Genomic DNA, 17,949 nt, shown 5'->3' with positions numbered 1-17,949 from the left:
GTTAAGGAGTTAAGGAGTTATCGCTCCCGTTGGTCGCTGGGAGTTAAGCCATTAGTTTGGAGCATTGGATATAAGCGCAACAACATTTGGCTTAACTCCTTAACTCCTAAACATTTTCCCTTTCCTGCGAAAGTTGAGTTAAAGATTAAAAAAAGGGCGTTCATTTGGGATGAACGCCTTGATATTTGTTAAATGTCATTATAGAAAAAAAACTATAGAGGATACTCGTCGAAAGCATAGAGGACGGTGGAGAGATAACGCTCACCTGTGTCAGGAAGCAATACCACAATGGTCTTTCCTGCGTTTTCAGGACGTTTGGCTATCTCAGAAGCAGCAAAGGCAGCGGCACCTGAGGATATACCAACGAGAAGACCTTCCTGTCGGGCAAGTTCGCGTCCTGTACGGATGGCATCGTCGTTGTCTACGTCAAACACTTCGTCAACCACATCGTTATTGTAGATTTTGGGCACGAAACCGGCACCGATACCCTGTATTTTGTGTGGTCCGCTGGGTTTTCCGTTGAGCACAGCCGACGACTTAGGTTCCACTGCCACTATCTTTACATTAGGATTGTTCTCTTTCAGACGCTTGCCAATGCCAGACACCGTTCCACCAGTACCTACACCGGCCACGAAGATGTCGACCTTTCCTTCGGTCTGCTCCCATATTTCCACACCAGTGGTGTCGTAATGCTTCTGCGGGTTGGCAGGATTTTCAAACTGCTGCAGTATGATGGAACCAGGGATGGAGTCGCGCAGTTCCTCGGCAGCCTTTATTGCACCCTTCATTCCGTCGGCGCCACTTGTAAGCTTCACCTCAGCTCCGTATGCCTTCACGAGGTTTCTTCTCTCGACGCTCATGGTTTCGGGCATGGTAAGAATGAGTTTATATCCTTTCACCGCAGAGACGAGCGCAAGTCCAACGCCAGTGTTTCCACTGGTAGGTTCAATGATGGTTGCCCCCGGTTTGAGTGCCCCACTCTTCTCTGCTTCTTCTATCATTGACAGTGCGATACGGTCTTTTACACTTCCACCAGGATTGAAGAACTCCACCTTTGCGATAATAGGACTCTGGAGTTCCTTTGCGGTTGAAAACTTATTCAGTTCGAGCAGTGGCGTATTGCCGATGAGCTCTGTCAGTTGTTTTGCTATTTTTGCCATGATTGTATTGCTTTTTTTATTAAATCTTCTCAAATGCTTCTCTCAGGTCGTCGATGATGTCGTCGACATGTTCTGTACCGATACTCAGGCGTATGGTAGACGGATAGATGTGCTGCTGCTCCAGTTCCTCGGGCGAGAGCTGCGAGTGGGTGGTGGTGGCAGGGTGGATGACGAGGCTCTTCACGTCAGCCACGTTAGCCAGCAGGGAGAAAATCTTCAGATTGTCGATGAAGGTCCAAGCCTCCTTTTCTCCGCCCTTCACTTCGAAGGTGAAGATGCTTCCGCCACCGTTGGGGAAGAGTTTCTCGTAGAGAGCATGGTCTGGATGATCCGGCAGTGAAGGATGGTTCACCTTTGCCACCTTTGGATGGTTGGCGAGGAATTCAACAACCTTTGCCGTGTTGTAGGCATGACGCTCCACACGCAGCGACAATGTCTCAAGACCTTGCAGCAGAATCCATGCGTTGAATGGCGATATGGCGGCACCAGTGTCGCGCAGGATGACGGCACGAATACGAGTGACGAAAGCAGCAGGACCAGCCACATCGGCAAACACAGCGCCATGATAGCTTGGGTCTGGCTGTGCTATTGAAGGATATTTTTCAGCGTTAGCCTTCCAGTCGAACTTACCCGCATCAACGATCACTCCACCGAGAGAGCTACCATGTCCGCCAATAAACTTTGTGGCAGAGTGGACAACGACGTCGGCACCGTGTTCTATTGGACGAATAAGGAATGGGGTGCCAAACGTGTTGTCGACGATAACTATGGTATTATGGCTATGTGCAATTTCAGCAATGCGGTCGATGTCGGTGACACTAGCGTTAGGATTTCCGAATGTCTCGATGATGATGGCCTTGGTGTTTGGGCGGAAAGCCTTGTCAACGGCCTCAAAGTCAGCAGGATTGACAATTGTGGTTTCCACTCCCTGTGTAGACAACGTGTGTTCCACGAGGTTGTATGTTCCTCCATAGAGATTGTCAGCCGCTATGATGTGGTCGCCATTGCGAGCCACGTTCTGAAGAGCATAGGTGATGGCAGCGGCGCCAGATGCGACAGCAAGTCCTGCCACGCCCCCCTCAAGTGCAGCCACACGGTCTTCAAACACACCCTGAGTAGAGTTGGTCAGTCGACCGTAGATATTTCCAGCATCGCGAAGACCGAATCGGTCGGCAGCATGTTGTGAGTTACGGAACACATAAGATGTGGTCTGATAGATAGGTACGGCACGTGCATCTGTTGCCGGATCAGCCTGCTCCTGTCCCACATGGAGCTGAAGGGTTTCGAAGTGTAGTTTCTTGTTGCTCATAATCGTTATATTTTTTTTGTGTTAATAATCAGAGTTTTTTTTTTCGTCTGCAAAGGTACTGCAATTTTTTCAATCAGCAAATAGCACAAATAGGTTAATCTATATACCACAATCGTGGTATTTTGCATGTTTTTTATGCTTTCACCTTATATATATAATAAAAGAATAGTTTTTTTTTCGCTTTTTTGCCCAATTTATTTGGTAGTTTGAAGGATTATCCCTATTTTTGCAAAACGGAATAAAAACACTTATAATTATGATAGACGTAAAAGCAACTTTAAGTTCAGCCGAAGAGAAAATGGAAATGGGCGTCATGTATCTTGAAGAACAACTCTCAAGAGTACGTGCCGGACGAGCCAACGTAGCCATTCTCGCAGGCGTAAAGGTAGAGTCTTACGGCTCTATGGTTCCACTTAACCAAGTAGCAAACGTGTCGACGCCCGACGCTCGCACCATTGCCATCCGCCCATGGGACAAGAAACAGATACGCATTATCGAAAAGGCCATAATGGACTCTGACGTTGGCATCACTCCAGAGAACAATGGTGAGATAATACGTCTCGGAATACCACAGCCCACTGAGGAACGCCGCCGCGAACTTGCCAAGCAGTGCAACAAGATGGGCGAGCAGACCAAGGTGCAGATTCGCAACATACGCGCAGACATTAAGGAAAAGCTGAAGAAGGCAATAAAGGACGGACTGTCGGAAGATCTTGAGAAGGATGCGGAAAACGACCTTCAGAAGATTCACGACAAGATGATAAAGAACGTGGAAGAACTCCTCGCCGCTAAGGAGAAGGAGATAATGACGGTGTAATATTAGCACATGACAGGATTAGTGATTAAAAATACAGGAAGCTGGTATACTGTCAAGACAGACAGTAACCAGCTTGTTGAATGCAAGATAAAAGGTAACTTCAGGCTTAAAGGTATCAGAAGCACAAACCCGGTTGCAGTGGGCGACAGGGTGAGCATCATGCCTAACCAGGAGGGAACAGCTTTCATCACCTCAATAGAAGACCGAAAAAACTATATTATCAGAAAATCGTCCAACCTGTCAAAGCAAAGCCATATCATAGCCGCTAACGTAGACCAGGCCTTCCTCGTGGTTACCATCAATCGCCCCGTGACCTCAACAACATTCATCGACCGCTTCCTTGCATCGGCCGAAGCCTACAGGGTGCCCGTGGTGCTGCTGTTTAACAAGACAGACGCTCTGGAAGATGAAGAACGGGAATACCAACAGATGATGATCGACCTCTACGAAACCGTTGGCTACCAATGTCTTGCCATCTCAGCCGCTAACGGAAGCGGAATGGACAAAGTGAGAGAACTACTGGCAGGAAAAACTACCGTGCTCAGCGGCAACAGCGGCGTTGGCAAATCTACACTTATCAACAGTCTGTTGCCTGACGTACAACTGAAGACGGCAGAGATAAGCGACGCCCATAATGCAGGCACTCACACCACAACATTCAGTGAGATGCTAGAACTACCAGAAGGAGGATACATAATCGACACTCCAGGAATAAAAGGCTTCGGCACATTCGATATCGAACCGGAAGAGCTCACAAGCTACTTCAAGGAGATATTCCACTTCTCCAAAGACTGCCGCTTCAACAACTGCACACATACCCATGAACCAGGATGCGCAGTCCTGAAAGCAGTGGAAGAACACTACATAGCACAAAGCAGATACCTCTCGTATCTTAACATGCTGGAAGATAAAGAAGAAGGGAAGTATAGGAGTTGAGTACATGCGAAACTAAAATTATTTACTGATGGAGAACAAGATTGCTGTATTATTGTCTGGTGGAGTGGACAGCTCGGTCGTGCTCTACGAACTGGTGCGACAAGGCCACCAGCCCGACTGCTTCTACATAAAAATAGGTCCTGAAGAAACTGAAGAATGGGACTGCTCGTCGGAAGAAGACCTGGAGATGGCCTCTTCTGTGGCAAGACGCTATGGATGCAAGCTCGAAGTGGTGGACTGCCATCGTGAGTACTGGGACGAAGTGACAAGATACACCATGGAAAAGGTAAAGGCCGGTTTCACGCCAAACCCAGACGTGATGTGCAACAGAATGATAAAATTCGGAGCCTTCGACCGAAAGATGGGACACAACTACGACACTATAGCCACAGGACACTATGCACAAACGGAAATAATAGACGGGAAGAAATGGCTCACCACAAGCCCCGACCCAGTGAAGGACCAAACCGACTTCCTCGCACAGATATACGACTGGCAACTGAAAAAGGCAGTATTCCCCATCGGACACTTTATGAAAGAAGACGTAAGGGAGATAGCCGAAAGAGAACACTTGGTGAACGCCAAACGCAAAGACTCACAAGGCATCTGCTTCCTTGGGAAAATAAACTACAACGACTACATCAGGCGTTATCTTGGAGAACGACCAGGCGACGTGATAGAACTCGAAACCGGGAAACGCATCGGACAGCACAAAGGACTGTGGTTCCACACCATAGGACAACGTAAGGGTATGGGATTCGGAGGAGGACCATGGTTTGTGATAAAAAAAGACGTGGAGGCAAACATACTTTACGTAAGCCATGGCTATGATCCCGACACAGCATACAAGAGCGACTTCACCGTGAGCGACTTCCACTTCCTCACAGAACAGGAACTACCAGAGAAAGTGACATTCAAGATAAGGCACACGCCCGAATTCCATAACGCCACGGTGGAAAAAACCTCTGACAGACAATATGTCATACACTCGTCAGACAGAATACACGGAGTGGCTCCAGGACAATTCTGCGTAGTCTACGACGCCAGTCACCACCGTTGCTATGGTAGCGGAGAGATAACCATATAAATATGGATTAACAAAAAGAAAGGACAACAATGAAACAAGAGCTATTAGCAAACAACGAACAGACACAATATATCTTGAAGAAGCCTTCATTATTCAATGTCATCATGCATAACGACAACGAGACCACCATGGACTTCGTTGTAACTGTTCTTATGAACATCTACTGCATGACACGAAGAGACGCCGAAACGACAATGATGAAAATTCACAATGAGGGTTCGGCTATTGTAGGCCAGTACTATCGCGACATTGCAGAGACCAAAATCCTTCTCACTGTCAATTTGGCGAAAAAACATAATTTTCCATTACAATTAACCATAAAGGAAGCATGACACCAATTCCCTTTTTTTCGGAAAAAAACTTGGTCACTTATGACCTTGGAGTATTATACGAGGACACGGTAGAATACCTGAATGCACAAAAAGCCGTATTCTTCACTCCTGAGGCTTTCTTGGAAAAAATCATAGCACACAAAGCATTTCAGGAATTTGCCAAAGAATACCCCATCGAACTCGAAAAGATGTTGACGGAACTAAAAGAATACAATGACATTCAAGAAAAAGCAAGAGACACTGGGATAAACGAGATTATTCCAACAAAATACATGATGGACATCTCGGAACGCGTGATGAGACTTCAAATAGTGAAAATCGCCGACAACAATTACAATGACTTCTCAAAAAACCGAATAAACATTTTCAACGTCTTTTACGAGATTTCGAAACAGAAAAACTCCATGGCCCAATACCTAATATACAAATATTTAGGTGAAGACCCGGGAAGCTGGTTCTCAAAACTTTATTTGTTTTTCCGAAACTACGAAAATGTAGAAAAACCACAGAAAAAGCATAGCCCAAAAGTCACCATGTCGACAACTGCCGTAGTAAACGGAAAGACAGTGAACCTGGATGAGCTATTGCCTCCTGAGATGGTAAAGAAAATGATGGAAGGTGCGGCAAACCTCGCACAGACGATAAAGGAAAAATTAAGCGAATGCACAAAAACCGGCAATGGTTTCTCTGAAAACATTATCGAGTTAAACGATGAAAACGACAACGACGACAACTTCGTTTACGATGACGACGACACCAAGAAACAAAAGTCGCCACTCGAAACTATCATGAATCCCATACACATGACTTGGCGCTTAGAACCAAATGTGATCGGAAGGGAAAAGGAGATAGAACGGGCTATAAGAGTGCTTTGCCGTATGAAAAGACACAACATCATTTTCGTGGGGGAGCCAGGAGTGGGAAAGACCGCTCTCATCTACGGCATTGCACGAGAACTGGAAAAAAATACCGCACCAATACACCTGAGAAAATCAAAGATATATGAATTTGACATGAGCACCATGCTCGCAGGCGCAAGCATACACGGAGAGTTTGAAAGAAGGGTGAAGACGATACTCGACGAAGCCAGAAAACAAGACAAATGCATCATCTATATAGACGACATTCACACCATTGGCTCTACCGGAGGCGGATCGGGCAGCGGGACTATGAACGCGGCAGACCTATTCAAGCCTTATCTCGACGACAATAAGATAAGAATAATAGGCAGCACGACATACCAGAACTACAACAAGTTCATTGCCAGCAACAAGACACTTGCACGACGATTCTCACTCATCGACGTAAAAGAACCATCGGTGGAAGACACTATAAAAATGGTTGATGGAGTAATACGCCTATACGAACATTATCACGACGTGAAATACAGGCCCAACGCCATAAGCTATGCCGTGAAACAGTCGGCGGCTCTTATTGCCGACAGATACCTGCCCGCCAAGGCTTTCGAAATAATCGACGAGGCTGGCGCTTACATGCAACAGCACCCACTGCTCAACAAGCAGGGCAAGCCAAAAGCGGCAAGATACCAGTTTATCGACGAGACTGTTATTAATAAGGTATTGACAGAAGTATGCCGAATTGACGCCAAGGCACTCGCCAGCACCAACAACGAATCGCTGCGCGACCTCGACAAGCGCATAAGCAACGAGATATACGGACAGGACGATGCCATCAAACAACTCACACGCGCTGTGATGATGTCGAAAGCAGGACTCAACGAGCCCAACAAACCTATGGCATCACTGCTGTTCGTCGGACCTACAGGAGTGGGAAAGACAGAGGTGTGCCGCGTACTGGCAAAAGAACTCGGCATCGAGCTCATAAGATTTGACATGAGCGAATATACCGAGAAACACACCGTGTCGAAATTCATCGGTTCGCCGGCAGGATACATAGGATACGAAGAAGGCGGACTGCTAACAGACGCAGTAAGGAAAACACCAAACTGCGTGCTTCTGTTTGACGAGATCGAAAAGGCGCATTCCGATATCTACAACATACTGCTGCAGGTGATGGACTATGCAAAACTCACCGACAACAAAGGCAACAAGGTAGATTTCAGAAACGTGATTCTCGTCATGACATCAAATGCAGGGGCACAGTATGCCGGACAGGCCGCCATCGGATTCTCTGGCGGAACAAGCCGAGGTGAGGCCATGATGGCCACAGTAAAGAAAACATTCAAGCCAGAATTCATCAACCGACTCTCGGGCACTATAGTATTCAACGACATGGACGAACACATGGCTTCGCTCATACTCGACAAGAAACTAAGACAACTCGCCGACAGGCTGAAGGAGAAAAACGTTACGGCTACACTCACACCTGAGGCATACAAACTATTGCTCGAAAAGGGATTCACGAAACTCTACGGGGCTCGTGAGATGGACCGCTCCATAAACCAGTATCTCACCCCAATGCTCATGGAAGAGATGCTCTTCGGATCACTGATAAAAGGAGGCGATGTTACAATAACACGAAAAGGTGACAGTTTGGCAATTGACCGATAAAACAAAATAACTATAGCAATGAAAAAACAACAAACAATTATCGCGGCTTTAGCACTGACCATAGCATTGCAAGCCAACGCTCAGAACTCACGTGGCGGAATATCGTCCGACATGCTGTCAAAAATTCAAAAGGAGCAGAAACTCACTGCTGCCGACAATGCCATAGCCAATGCCATTGCGGCTAACGCTATCGACGATATAGCCAAAAACAGAAAGGCAGCAGCAGACATCGACACACACTTCAGCATAGAGACTCCAACACAGAGCATCACCAACCAAAAAAGCTCAGGAAGATGCTGGATGTTCAGCGGAATGAACGTGCTGAGAGCAAACTTCGCCAAACGCACCGACTCCCTGCAGGTGGAATTCTCACAGGCATACCTCTTCTTCTACGACCAACTTGAAAAGGCAAACCTCTTCCTGCAAGGAATAATAGACACAGGAAAGAAACCTATCGACGACAACACAGTGCAATTCCTGTTCAAAAACCCAATCAACGACGGAGGAACTTTCTGCGGCGTGGCCGACCTGACCGAGAAATACGGACTAGTGCCAAAACAAGTTATGCCAGAGAGCTTCTCAAGCGACAACACGGCAAAAATGGCACGACTCATATCGTCAAGACTACGCGAAGACGGACTCAAACTGCGCAAGATGGTGGCTGAAGGAAAGAAAGACAGCGAAATACAAAAAGCAAAGACCGAAATGCTCGGCTCAGTCTACCACATGCTCGCACTCACCATAGGCGAACCGCCAACACAGTTCACTTACGCACACTTCAACAAAAAAGGCAACACTGTGGGAGAACCGAAGACATACACACCACAGCAATTCTACAAAGAAGTGGTTGGAGAGTCGCTCAACGGAACATTCATCATGGCAATGAACGACCCCCGACGCCCATACTACCAGACATACGAAGTGGAGTATGACCGACACACGTACGACGGACATAACTGGAAATACATCAACCTCCCAATGGATGATATAGAGAAAATGGCCATCGCCTCACTTAAAGACGGACATAAGCTCTACAGCTCTTACGACGTAGGAAAAATGCTTGACAGAAAACGCGGATACGGCGATACTGAAAACTTCGACTACGAGTCGCTCATGGGCACCACATTCGGCATGAACAAGGCAGAACGCATCAGCACATACGACAGCGGTTCCACCCACGCCATGACACTCACCGCCGTAGACCTCGACGCCAACGGCAAGGCCACAAAATGGAAGGTGGAAAACAGCTGGGGTGAGTCTTGGGGACACAAAGGGTGCATGATAATGAGCGACAGATGGTTCCGCGAATACATGTTCCGCCTCGTGGTAGACAAGAAATATGTACCCGAGAACATACTAAAGATGAACGAACAAAAGCCTACAATGGTCACATTCGACGACCCTCTGTTCGGCAACGATGACTTTTAATTTCTTTTAGACATGGGACTAATAGACAGCAATCCGATACTCGAGGCAAAAGCCAGCATCGGACAAGGCGACCTCATCAACGCCATAGTCACGCTCACCAAAGCCATTGCACTCAACCCTGACTATAGCGACGCCTACCTGCTACGCTCACAGACACTACTCAGAATGGGCGACAGGAAAAGCGCACGCGAAGACATGGAAAAACTCATTACCACCTATCCACAAAACGAAGACGTGCTGATGCTTAAAGCACGCATAGAACATGCCGAGGGCAAAGGTGACGAAGCCATAGAGACCTACACTCAGGTGATAGCACTCAACCCATTCTCCACAGACGCCTTTAAGGAACGAGGACAGGTGAAATATGAAAAAGGAGACATGAACGGTGCAAAGGAAGACATGCAGAAAGTGCTCGAAATCGATCCCGACAAAGTAGCTGCCATCACAGGAGAATACTCAGCGGAAGGCATCGAACACAAGGTAAAACAGGCTTACAGCAACATCAATCCGTTCGGAATTTAAAAAAAATAGGCAAATAGCGAAAAAAAACTGCAAATAATTTGTATAATTCAAAGAAAAGTTATACTTTTGCACCAAAATAAACAAAAAAGCAAAAAAATATGAATAGAATATACGCATCCTTTTACTACTTTTACTTTTACTTTGCAAGAAATTGTAGAGCGGGAAGTTGCGTGTAAATTTCAACTTAAGAAACAGTGAATCAAAACAATTCATATATGATTTGCAAAGTCCCGCTCCATCAACAGATGAGGCGGGATTTTTCAATATAGAAGATATAACAAGTAAACAAATAATAATTAACACAATTCGTTGAACACATGAAACGAATAGCTATACAAGGACTCATCGGATCATTCCACGACATCGCAGCACACCAGTATTTCGAAGGCGAACAACTTCAACTGATCTGCTGCAACACTTTCGAGGAAGTGTTCGAAAACGTAAAAAAAGACCCTACGGTAATAGCCATGACTGCTATTGAAAACACCATCGCAGGCAGTCTGCTACACAACTATGAACTGCTGCGCGACTCTGGACTGACAGTGGTGGGTGAACACAAACTACACATATCACACTGCATCTGCTGCCTGCCGGATGACGACTGGGAAACAATACAGGAAGTACACTCACACCCCGTGGCTCTCATGCAGTGCCGGGCTTTTCTGGCAAAGTATCCAAACATGAAAGCCGTGGAAAGCGACGACACCGCAGGTTCGGCAAAATATATCAGCGAAAACAGCTACAAGTGCCAAGGATGGGCTGCAATATGCAGCAGCACGGCCGCAAGACTCTACGGACTGAAAGTGCTCGAAGACCATATTGAGGACAACAAGCATAACTTCACACGATTCCTTGTGTCAACAAACCCGATGAAGGCCGACTTCCTGAGACCATTGGAAAAAACCAACAAGTCGAGCCTCGTGTTCTCACTGCCTCACGAAGAGGGCTCACTATCACAAGTGCTCAGCATACTGTCGTTCTACAAGATAAACATGACAAAAATACAGTCGCTGCCCATCATCGGACACGAATGGGAATACCTATTCTATGTAGACGTGACTTACGATAACCTCACACGCTACAGACAAAGCATTGACGCAATTATTCCATTGACAAAAGAACTGAAAATACTCGGAGAATATGAAAGCAAGTAATATACAGCCAGCTGAAAGGCTGTCGCTCGTAAGCGAATACTATTTCAGCAGAAAACTGAAAGAGGTGGCACAGATGAATGCTGAAGGAAAAGACATCATTAGCCTCGCTATAGGCAGCCCCGACATGCCACCATCGGAAAAAACCATCGAGACTCTATGCGAAGTGGCAAAACAGGACAACACCCACGGCTATCAACCCACAATGGGAACTCCTGAACTAAGGAAAGCCATGGCAGACTTCTACAAACGATGGTACAACGTGGATATCAACCCCGCCAACGAAGTACAGCCTCTCATTGGCTCAAAGGAAGGCATACTACACGTTACTCTCGCTTTCGTCAATCCCGGCGAGGAAGTGCTCGTGCCAAATCCAGGATACCCTACATACACGTCGCTAAGCAAAATACTTGGAGCAAAGGTTGTTAACTACGACCTTATGGAAAACGACGGATGGCAACCTGACTTCGAACAACTGGAGAAAATGGACCTCTCACGCGTAAAACTCATGTGGACAAACTATCCTAACATGCCCACCGGAGGAAATGCGAGAATGGAGACATACAAGAAACTCGTAGACTTCGCACGCCGTCATAATATCGTGGTGGTGAACGACAATCCTTATTCTTTCATACTCAACGAACACCCCATGTCGCTCATGCAGGTTGAAGGAGCCAAAGAATATTGCATAGAGTTCAACTCAATGTCCAAAAGCCACAACATGCCAGGATGGCGCGTTGGAATGTGTGTCACCAATCCCACCTTCATCAGCTGGATACTAAAAATAAAGAGCAATATCGACAGCGGAACATTCCGCGGCATCCAGCTCGCCGCCGCAGCAGCCTTGGAAAATGACGAGGCATGGCACCGACAGGCTAACATAGAAACCTACGGACGACGACGCCAGTACGCCCAACAAATCATGCAGATGCTTGGCTGCACATACGATACCGACCAAGTGGGCATGTTCCTCTGGGGACGCATTCCCGACAGCTATGACAATTGTGAGGCACTTACCGAGCGTGTGCTGCATGAGGCAAGGGTGTTCATCACTCCAGGATTCATCTTCGGTAGCAACGGCGAGAGATACATCCGAATCTCACTTTGTGCAAAAGAGGATAAGTTTGAAGAGGCTCTAAGAAGAATAAGACAAATAATATAACTTTCATTATAAAAAAAAATTAAAATAAAAATATAACAATTATGGAATTAGAACTTGAAAAACTTACGTTGCCAAGCGACAACGAACGTCCATTTGTGATAGCAGGACCATGCTCAGCCGAAACGGAAGAGCAAGTGATGACAACAGCAAGACAACTTGCGGAAAAGGGATGCCACATGTTCCGAGCCGGAGTATGGAAACCTCGTACCAAGCCAGGAGGATTCGAAGGTAATGGAGAAGTGGCACTGCCATGGATGAAACAGGTGAAGGAAGAAACCGGAATGCTCGTTGCTACCGAAGTGGCAACTCCTGAACATGTAGAACTCGCACTGAAATACGGCATAGACATACTTTGGGTTGGAGCACGCACCTCAGCCAACCCGTTTGCCATGCAGGCTCTCGCCGACTCCCTCAAGGGCATCGACGTACCGGTGTTTGTGAAAAACCCAGTCAATCCCGACCTTGAATTGTGGATAGGAGCCTTGGAACGCATCAACCAGGCAGGAGTGAAAAAGCTGGCCGCCATACATCGCGGCTTCTCAAGCTACGACAAGAAGATATACCGCAACACCCCGATGTGGCAGATTCCTATCGAACTCCACCGCCGAATACCCGAACTGCCTATCATATGCGACCCATCACACATTGGAGGCCGCCGCGAACTCATCGCACCTCTATGCCAGCAGGCCCTCGACCTTGGCTTTGACGGACTCATAGTAGAAAGCCACTGCAATCCAGACTGTGCATGGAGCGACGCCAAGCAGCAAGTGACCCCAGACGTGCTCGACTACATTCTCACCCTGCTCGTCATCCGAAGCGAGACAAATTCAACAGAAGGCATCACCCTGCTGCGCCGACAAATTGACGATCTCGACAACCAGCTCATGGACCTTCTCTCAAAGCGCATGCGCGTATGCCGCGAGATAGGACAGTACAAGAAAGAACACAACATGACTATCCTTCAGGCTGCCCGCTACAACGAAATACTCGAGAAACGAGGCGCACAAGGCTCACTCTGCGGCATGTCGCCCGAATTCACAGCCAAAGTGTTCGAACTTATCCACGAGGAAAGCGTTAGGCAGCAGATGGAGATAATTAACAAATGACGCTATGCGTCATTTGTTAAAGATTAAAAGGTCTTCGACCTTAAAAAACTTACGTTTTAAAAATTAGAAGGTCCTCGACCTTAAAATATTCATTAAAGACTCGGATAAATAATGTACGAAAAACAATATATAAGGTCAGTATGCGTTGATTTTGCTATACGAATTGTACGATTATATAAATACTTGATGGAACAGAAAAACGAGTATGTAATGTCTAAGCAGGTACTACGGAGTGGGACAAGTATTGGAGCCAACATGTATGAAGCAGAGATGGCTCAAAGCACAGCTGATTTTATCGCAAAGATGCATATCGCTTTGAAAGAGGCAAATGAAACTAAATATTGGCTTGAACTATTGCAAAAAACAGATTATATTACTATCGAGCAGTCTGAATCAATGAATAAGGACTTAAGGCGAATAATAGGCATTTTTGTAAATGTATTGAAAAAGACAAAAGCAAAAGAAACTCTTTAAAACGTTAGTTTTTTAAGGTCAAAGACCTTTTAATCTTTAAAACGTAAGTTTTTTAAAATTTGAATGAAATGAAAATTTTAGTATTGGGCGCAGGGAAGATGGGAAGTTTCTTTCTCGACCTGCTCAGCTTCGACCATGAGACGGCCGTATACGAAAAAGACCCGAAGCGAATGAGATTTACATACAACTGCCAACGCCTCACCACATTAGAGGAAATAAAGGCATTTGCTCCGGAACTCGTAATAAATGCAGTGACAGTGAAATATACTATCCCTGCATTTCAGGAAGTGTTGCCATCATTACCTGCCGACTGCATCATCAGCGACATATCGTCGGTGAAAACCAACCTGAAGGATTATTACGAAACCACAGGACATAGATACGTGTCAACCCACCCGATGTTCGGCCCCACATTCGCCAACCTCAACCAACTGAGCGAAGAGAACGCCATCATCATCAGCGAAGGCGACTACATGGGACGTATCTTCTTCAAAGACCTCTACAGTCGGCTTGGCCTCAACATCTATGAATACACATTCGAGGAACACGACCGCACGGTGGCTTACTCCCTCAGTATCCCGTTCGTCAGCACTTTTGTGTTTGCGGCAGTAATGAAACACCAGGACGCTCCAGGCACCACCTTCAAGCGCCACATGAGCATAGCCAAGGGAGTGCTCAACGAAGACGACTACCTGCTTCAGGAAATCCTCTTCAACCCCTATACCAGCGATCAGGTGTCAGAAATTCGCGACGAGCTAAAAGAACTTCTCGATATTATCGACCACAAGGACTCTGAACGCATGAAGAAGTATCTGACGAAAATCAGAAATCATGTAAAAAGAGACATAGAGATAAGAAGTGAAAGATAATATTTTCCATATCGTGGCATTCTTTACGGTTGCCATCTGGGGAACGACATTTGTGTGGACGAAACTACTGATTATCAATGGTCTTTCGCCCGCACAAATCTTCACGCTCCGCTTTATCATCGCCTATGTGATGCTTACTGCCTTCTCTTTGCTTCGCCCGTTGTTTCTACGTGGCAAGCTGAAGACAGCGTATCCTGAGAAATGGAGAAAGATACAGCATAAATGGGTTGCAGACAACTGGCGCGACGAACTTGTCATGGCGGCATTGGGAGTGACTGGAGGCTCCTTGTATTTTCTGAGCGAAAACGAGGCTCTTCGCTTCACCACAGCCACCAACGTGTCGCTTATAGTCTGTTCGTGCCCACTATTTGCAGCCATCGTCATCGGTATGTTCTACAAGTCCGAGCGTTTCAGGTTGTGGCAGACAGTGGGATCGCTATTGGCGTTTGCCGGTATGGCGATAGTGGTGCTCAACGGCAGGTTTGTGCTCCACCTGTCTCCCATCGGCGACGGCCTTGCCTTCACGGCATGCATGTGTTGGGTGTTCTACTCGTTGCTGATGAAGCTCGTGATGGACCGTTACTCGGCATTGTTTATCACGCGGAAAGTGTTTTTCTATGGAGTACTGACTATTCTGCCCTACTATCTGATAGAGCCCGATATGCCTTCGGCAGAAGTGCTTTTCCGCCCGGAAGTGATGGTCAACTTGTTGTTCCTTGGCTGTGTAGCTTCCATGCTCTGCTATCTCACGTGGAGTTGGTGTATGGCGAAGCTTGGTGCCGTAAAATGCACCAACTGGGTCTATTTCAATCCCATCACTACCATCATTGTAGCATGGTTTGTATTAGACGAACAGATTACTCTCTTCTTTCTCGTTGGCTCACTCTTCATCCTTTCGGGGATGTATATGAGTGGCAGGAAAAAACTTAAATAAAATAATATTATGAGTGCAGGCAAATGGATTGGCGGTATAATCGGATGGATTACCGCAGGACCACTCGGGGCATTGGCCGGAGTGGCAATAGGAGCATTGTTCGACACAGGACTTGACTCAGTAAATAATCCCGGCAACTCGGGAACACGCAGCGGGGCTTTCGGCAACAGCTATGATACTGCCCGCGAGTATAACGCCGACGAACAGCGCAGCAGCTTCATGTTCTCGCTTCTCGTACTGGCTTCGTATGTAATAAAGGCCGACGGACGGATTATGCATTCGGAAATGCAGCTCGTAAGGGAGTTTCTGCGTCAGAACTTCGGCTTGTCGGCTCAGACACAGGGTGAAGAGATTCTACTTCGACTCTTCGACGAGCAGAAACGTCAAGGACGCCTTCTGTTTAAAAACACCGTGGCAGACTGCTGCAACCAGATTGCTCAGTTCATGGACTATTCACAGCGTCTGCAATTGGTCAACTTCCTTGTGCTTATATCTCAGGCCGATGGCAGTGTAGACCCAACAGAGGTCACTGCCATCCGTGAGTGTGGCACTTGGCTCGGTCTGTCACATGCAGACATCGAGTCGCTCTTCAATCTCAAAGGCGACAGTCTTGAAGAAGCCTACAAGGTGCTTGGTGTGTCTCCCGACGCTACCGACGATGAAGTGCGCAAGGCATATCGCAAACTTGCCCTCGCCCATCATCCCGACCGCGTTGCCACCCTTGGCGAAGACGTGAAGAAAGCTGCTGAAAAGAAGTTTCAGGAGATTAACGCCGCCAAGGAAAAAGTGTTTAAGGCAAGGGGGATGTAGGGATTGGTGATTGATTATTGATTATTGATTATTGATGATTGGTGATTGGTTATTTTACCAGTTCTTCACACAGTTTTCTTTGCAACACCCTTGCGTCAAGCACCGACATCTCGCTGTCCATGATGGCAAAGGCAAGCAAGTGGCCGTTTGATGCTTCGCAAAATCCGGCAAGTGAACTGATGCCATAGGGATGAGACAGAGTGCCGGTTTTCGCACTCACCTTTCCACGGGTCTTCGGACCTGTCATCTCACGGGCCAATGTTCCGTCAACACCAGACACAGGGAGATTACGTTCCAGAGAGGCACGAATCTCCTTGTTTTTATATCCAAAACGCAGTATTGTTGTAAGGGCCTTGGGCGAGAGACGATTGTAGATACATAGGCCGCAGCCATCGTGTATGCACAATGTCCGGTCGGTCATCCCGAGGTCGTTATGCAAAAATCTACGCAGGTAAGCCACACCGCTCGCCACAGGGTCAGCCTCAGGATTATCCCTATGTCCTATGGTGTAGAGCATTGCAGTGGCCTGAGTGTTGGAACTGTTTTTCCACATTCTCTTCACTACATCGTCTATAGGCCGCTTTACGGTGTGCACCGTCTTCATACCTTTGGGAGCATGAGCCACAACCACCTGGCTGTCAGCCACTGCCACTCCATGAGCCCTTAGCGAAGCCTTCAGGTTTTTCACCACCTTGTCGCCTCCCTTATATAGCAATCCATATTTCGAGAAAGTGAGATCCCATGGATACCAGTGCCTTTCGCTTTTCACGGGTTCTGTTATTGTGAGGTCCACATAAATCTTTCCCTCCACCTTTTTCACCCCGCAGTCTTTCACAGCCTTCGAGAAGTCGTTAAGGTCGGCAGCCATCAGCTGCGGGTCGAGTCCGGCTTTGAAGGCAATATTTCCTGTGAGAGTGCCATCGTGTGTCACCTTTCCTGAAGTAAGCATCTCCGTATGATATTCATAATTACTTCCCAAAAGGTGAAGCCCAGCAATTCCGGAAAGCAGTTTCATGCATGATGCAGATGGCAGGGCCAGAGTGTCGTTGCATCCGTAGACAGGTTTGTCGGCAGTGATGTCAAACACATGGAAAGCGAAATTGCCCTGCGGTCGAGGTTTTTGTGCAAAGCATTCCAGTCTGTTGCGCAGGGCAGTATCCACGGGTATTGTGTTTATCGTGTCTATGTCATTATGCTCGCCATCAGCCTTGTTTCCATTCGAGCAGGCTGATATTGCACAAGTCACCATTGCGCATACAATAGCCGTAATCACGACAAACATCATATTTCTGTTTTTCATGTTTTCTCTTGCGATTATTCT

The 17,949-nt window shown here is 47.0% G+C and carries 17 protein-coding genes; 14 read left to right on the top strand and 3 right to left on the bottom strand.

The window, feature by feature from the left end:
* Positions 1-212 precede the first annotated feature (212 nt).
* Positions 213-1,160, bottom strand: coding sequence for a cysteine synthase A (gene cysK / locus CIK98_RS15195; protein ID WP_094385726.1), 948 nt, complete (start codon positions 1,158-1,160; stop codon positions 213-215).
* Positions 1,161-1,179: 19 nt separating this feature from the next.
* The gene (locus CIK98_RS15190) at positions 1,180-2,469 is read right to left on the bottom strand and encodes an O-acetylhomoserine aminocarboxypropyltransferase/cysteine synthase family protein (protein WP_094385724.1); all 1,290 of its coding nucleotides are present in this window, start codon (positions 2,467-2,469) and stop codon (positions 1,180-1,182) included.
* Between the two features lie 256 nt (positions 2,470-2,725).
* On the opposite strand from CIK98_RS15190, the gene frr reads away from it, so the two are divergent.
* From frr to CIK98_RS15120, 14 genes are all read left to right on the top strand, one after another.
* Positions 2,726-3,286, top strand: a complete 561-nt coding sequence (frr, locus tag CIK98_RS15185; RefSeq protein ID WP_094385722.1) for a ribosome recycling factor — start codon at positions 2,726-2,728, stop codon at positions 3,284-3,286.
* A gap of 9 nt (positions 3,287-3,295) precedes the next feature.
* On the top strand, positions 3,296-4,222 hold the full coding sequence (gene rsgA / locus CIK98_RS15180; protein WP_094385720.1) for a ribosome small subunit-dependent GTPase A: 927 nt from the start codon (positions 3,296-3,298) through the stop codon (positions 4,220-4,222).
* 28 nt (positions 4,223-4,250) lie between these two features.
* On the top strand, positions 4,251-5,309 hold the full coding sequence (mnmA, locus tag CIK98_RS15175; RefSeq protein ID WP_094385718.1) for a tRNA 2-thiouridine(34) synthase MnmA: 1,059 nt from the start codon (positions 4,251-4,253) through the stop codon (positions 5,307-5,309).
* A 29-nt stretch (positions 5,310-5,338) separates the two neighbouring features.
* Entirely contained in the window at positions 5,339-5,641 is a 303-nt protein-coding gene (locus tag CIK98_RS15170; RefSeq protein ID WP_094385716.1) for an ATP-dependent Clp protease adaptor ClpS, read from the top strand.
* A 29-nt stretch (positions 5,642-5,670) separates the two neighbouring features.
* Complete coding sequence (locus CIK98_RS15165; RefSeq protein ID WP_172409983.1) at positions 5,671-8,172, top strand: AAA family ATPase; 2,502 nt, start codon at positions 5,671-5,673, stop codon at positions 8,170-8,172.
* An 18-nt stretch (positions 8,173-8,190) separates the two neighbouring features.
* The gene (locus tag CIK98_RS15160) at positions 8,191-9,600 is read left to right on the top strand and encodes an aminopeptidase C (protein WP_094385712.1); all 1,410 of its coding nucleotides are present in this window, start codon (positions 8,191-8,193) and stop codon (positions 9,598-9,600) included.
* A gap of 12 nt (positions 9,601-9,612) precedes the next feature.
* Positions 9,613-10,122: a tetratricopeptide repeat protein gene (locus tag CIK98_RS15155; protein ID WP_094385710.1), complete on the top strand. Its 510-nt coding sequence runs from the start codon at positions 9,613-9,615 to the stop codon at positions 10,120-10,122.
* Positions 10,123-10,439: 317 nt separating this feature from the next.
* Positions 10,440-11,276 carry a prephenate dehydratase gene (locus CIK98_RS15150; protein WP_094385708.1) on the top strand — a complete coding sequence of 279 codons (837 nt, stop codon included), beginning with the start codon at positions 10,440-10,442 and terminating at the stop codon, positions 11,274-11,276.
* Positions 11,263-12,435, top strand: a complete 1,173-nt coding sequence (locus CIK98_RS15145; protein WP_094385706.1) for a pyridoxal phosphate-dependent aminotransferase — start codon at positions 11,263-11,265, stop codon at positions 12,433-12,435. The genes CIK98_RS15150 and CIK98_RS15145 overlap by 14 nt, the downstream gene beginning before the upstream one ends.
* Before the next feature lie 41 nt (positions 12,436-12,476).
* The gene (locus CIK98_RS15140; protein WP_094385704.1) at positions 12,477-13,541 is read left to right on the top strand and encodes a bifunctional 3-deoxy-7-phosphoheptulonate synthase/chorismate mutase type II; all 1,065 of its coding nucleotides are present in this window, start codon (positions 12,477-12,479) and stop codon (positions 13,539-13,541) included.
* A gap of 111 nt (positions 13,542-13,652) precedes the next feature.
* Positions 13,653-14,015, top strand: a complete 363-nt coding sequence (locus CIK98_RS15135) for a four helix bundle protein (RefSeq protein WP_094385702.1) — start codon at positions 13,653-13,655, stop codon at positions 14,013-14,015.
* Positions 14,016-14,083: 68 nt separating this feature from the next.
* On the top strand, positions 14,084-14,884 hold the full coding sequence (locus CIK98_RS15130) for a prephenate dehydrogenase/arogenate dehydrogenase family protein (protein WP_094385700.1): 801 nt from the start codon (positions 14,084-14,086) through the stop codon (positions 14,882-14,884).
* Positions 14,874-15,818, top strand: coding sequence for a DMT family transporter (locus CIK98_RS15125; RefSeq protein WP_094385698.1), 945 nt, complete (start codon positions 14,874-14,876; stop codon positions 15,816-15,818). The genes CIK98_RS15130 and CIK98_RS15125 overlap by 11 nt, the downstream gene beginning before the upstream one ends.
* A 9-nt stretch (positions 15,819-15,827) precedes the next feature.
* Positions 15,828-16,628, top strand: a complete 801-nt coding sequence (locus CIK98_RS15120) for a TerB family tellurite resistance protein (RefSeq protein ID WP_094385696.1) — start codon at positions 15,828-15,830, stop codon at positions 16,626-16,628.
* Positions 16,629-16,677: 49 nt separating this feature from the next.
* Here CIK98_RS15120 and CIK98_RS15115 read toward each other — a convergent pair whose 3' ends face one another.
* Entirely contained in the window at positions 16,678-17,928 is a 1,251-nt protein-coding gene (locus CIK98_RS15115) for a D-alanyl-D-alanine carboxypeptidase/D-alanyl-D-alanine-endopeptidase (protein ID WP_094385694.1), read from the bottom strand.
* Positions 17,929-17,949 lie beyond the last annotated feature (21 nt).

It is taken from the genome of Prevotella sp. P2-180, assembly GCF_002251435.1.
Lineage (GTDB): Bacteria > Bacteroidota > Bacteroidia > Bacteroidales > Bacteroidaceae > Prevotella.
This window is presented reverse-complemented; position numbering and strand designations above follow the sequence as displayed.